The 3,228-nt window shown below is 44.2% G+C and carries 1 protein-coding gene; it reads left to right on the top strand.

Features of this window, described 5'->3' with window-relative positions; translation table 11 throughout:
• The first annotated feature begins 332 nt into the window (after positions 1 to 332).
• Positions 333 to 3,131: a M16 family metallopeptidase gene (locus tag B9J87_RS07845; RefSeq protein ID WP_094150057.1), complete on the top strand. Its 2,799-nt coding sequence runs from the start codon at positions 333 to 335 to the stop codon at positions 3,129 to 3,131.
• Positions 3,132 to 3,228: the final 97 nt, after the last annotated feature.

Genomic DNA, 3,228 nt, shown 5'->3' with positions numbered 1-3,228 from the left:
ATCCAGCGCGCTGAATAGAGTAGTTTTTCGACGATATTTTCCATAATTATTCCGTTTATTATCTCCACGAAGTATGTGGAATAAGGGGTGATAATACTGTGTTTTCTTGTGATTTGGCTACGTTATTGCACAAAGTTTTTGTAGAGCAATATAAACCAGCTAAGCTGATATTCAATGGTGCATGATACGCGTTTGATCACCATGGCATGATGTTGAAAATATTGTACTGTTTTGTATGGAATTGTCTTGATGTATTTATAAATTCAATAAATGGGTGATAATAAGCGCTCAATTCGAATGAGTGTCGTTCCATACATACTGAGAATCTTAATTTGCGTAATATTCTATTTTTTCACCCATTGAGCTTATTATTGCTGCTTGTCATATCGGCCAGTTCGCTATCGACGGAGTTACCTAAAAGTCATCGCATTCACGAAGGTCAGCTTGAAAACGGCTTAAGGTACCAATTAGTCCATAACACGACACCTGCTCATGCTGTCATTATGCGTATGCGCATTGCGGGTGGTTCTTTAGTCGAGTCAGATCAAGAACAAGGCTTGATGCATCTTTTAGAACACATGGCGTTTAAAGGTTCGGACTCTGTAGCCGAAGGGGAGATGATTCGCCAACTTGAACGCTTAGGATTAAGTTTTGGATCCGATACCAATGCGGTGACTCAATTCAATCAAACTGTGTATGAGTTCAATATTGCTCAAGGAGACTCACAAAAAGTAGCAACTGGTTTGTGGCTTATGAGAGAGATTGCGGATCGCCTTAAGCTTGAGCCAAAGGCGTTGGAGCAAGAAAAACCGGTTGTTGTGGCGGAATGGAAAGAGAGAAATTCCGCTGATGTTGAGAATTATCGTCAACAGCTGAGCTTCTTATATCCGAGGAGCTCTTTGTCAAAACGTTTGCCAATTGGTGATCTCGATGTAGTAAAACATGCTAGCTCAGAGCAGTTACGTTCACTCTATCAACGCTTTTATACGCCAGAACGTACCACGATCATTGTGGTGGGAGACCTTGATGTTGCTCAGGCCGAAGAGCAGATCAAACGACTTTTTTCTAACTGGGTACCTCACCGGGATGCGGTACCGCTACGGGCTGACCATTTGATGTTGCCTGCAGTAAGGACGCACTTGCAAGCCGATGTTTTCTTTGATGCTCGCTTGCCGACCCAAATTTCGCTTGGTGTGATTGCACCACAAGAGCGACAAGCAGATAGCGTTGAAAGTCGCCATGAAATGATCCTTGAATCAATATTGTCGAACTTACTCTACCAACGGTTACTTCCCCATCTGATAGACCAAGAGGGGATAGCGAATGCTTTTGTGAATATTGAACAAGATTTCGGCATCGCATCACGGATGGAATTGTCATTGGTAACCTTGCCCGAGCAGTGGCGGCATGGGCTGACATTACTTGAACAGACGGTGCGACAAGCGATTCGATATGGCTTTAATCAGAGCGAAATTGATCAAGCGATCAAGGCAATGCATGCTGATTATCAGCAAAGAGCAGCAAGTAGCGATACCTTGCATAGTTTTTCGATTGCGCAACGCCTAGTGGCAAGTGACACTCAGCAATTTGTCCCAACTGAACCGACGTTTGAGCTTGCTCTTTTTGAAGCTTATCAACCTCAAATCACCGCAGCTCGATTACACGACCTGCTTACAGAACGTTGGCAAGGTAAGCCGTGGATTTATCTTTCTGGGCCATACAAGGTTGAAAAAATCAATCAAACGCTACTCGATGTATATGAACAAAGCCAAAAGCAGCCAGTAGAGCCTTATCAAATATCATCGGTCGAGGCATTTGCCTACCGTGAATTTGGTGAGGCGGGCACGCTCGTTCACGACAAGCGAGATCCCGAAACGGGGATTCGGATGTTGAAATTTGCCAATGGCGTTAAGCTCAACATCAAGCCAACCGAGTTAGAGAAAAACATCATCTACCTCAATCTTTCATTAGGTTTTGGCGAATATCCGTTACCTAGAAAAGAAGGCATTCAGGCACTGTTTAATGATGGCTTTGTTGCGGGTGGGTTAGAGCAACATTCGTTGCAGCAGCTAATTCATCTCTTTTCTGCTGTCAATGTGACGACGGGGTTTAGTGTGGGAACGCTTGGTTTTGCGAGTCAGGATTTCACCAATCAAGCGTCGCTTGACCAACAGTTAGCACTGCAAACGGCATTTTTAACGAGCCCAGGCTGGCGAGAAGAGGGGATGAACCAATTTCGTCAACGAGTACAGGCAGCGAGTAACAGCCAGAACACGACGCCAGAAGAGGCATTTTGGACGGTGTTACCTGAATTATTGCACCCTGACGACCCACGATTTCGTAGCCATGACGAGGAACTGTTAAAGCGTCATTTTTCAGAATTAGTTCCAGTGTTTGCCTCGGCGGTAGATAAAGGCCTTTTAGAAATTGCTATTGTGGGTGATCTTGACGAAGAGAAAACGATTCAATCGGTTGCTAAAACACTGGGCGCTTTGCCGCGTCATCCAGAAAAAGAGCTGCAAGTTGAGCGCGTTGAGTTTCCACCATTACCTGCTTCACATATTGTTGAGCATCAAGGTTCAGCCAATGCCGCGGCACTGGCTTGGCTGTGGCCAACGACCGATAAGGTGAATGCCGAACACTACGCAAAACTGATGCTGCTTGAAGAGGTTCTCCGTATTTTGTTGACGGAAGAAGTGAGAGAAAAGGCTGGCGCGAGTTACTCACCTTACCCATTTAGCAGCAATGATTTTCTTCCCACAGGATTTGGTTATTTGGGGCTGTTCAGTGTGACAGACACAACGCAACTTAAATTAGTGGAAGAGAGTTTTGATGCGGTATTGTCTCGAGTGAAAGCTGATCATGGCATCGATGCTGATATGTTGCAACGAGCGAAACAACCGCTTCTACAATGGTTAGATAGTCTGCCAGAAAAGAATGTATTTTGGCTTGATGTCGCATCGTTAACTCAAACTTATCCGCATCGCTATCGTCGTTGGCAGGAGGTTCGTCACGCCATCAATCAAGTGAGCACGAATGATCTGCGTCATGTTGCTAATCAATATTTACAAGCAGACAAACGACTGAGCGTTAAGATATTACCCAGTACTACCTCTGCAATCTCAAAATAAAATGAGCCTCCTATTGGGGGCTCATTTTTATGATGAAACCTATCACTTTGTTATATTTTTCTTGGATTAATGTCACTTATTTAAACATAGGTAATAT

The sequence above is a fragment of the Vibrio sp. V19_P1S1T109 genome (assembly GCF_002241375.1).
GTDB lineage: Bacteria > Pseudomonadota > Gammaproteobacteria > Enterobacterales > Vibrionaceae > Vibrio > Vibrio anguillarum.
The sequence above is the reverse complement of the archived record's forward strand: the minus strand, read 5'-3'. Positions and strand labels throughout refer to the sequence as shown.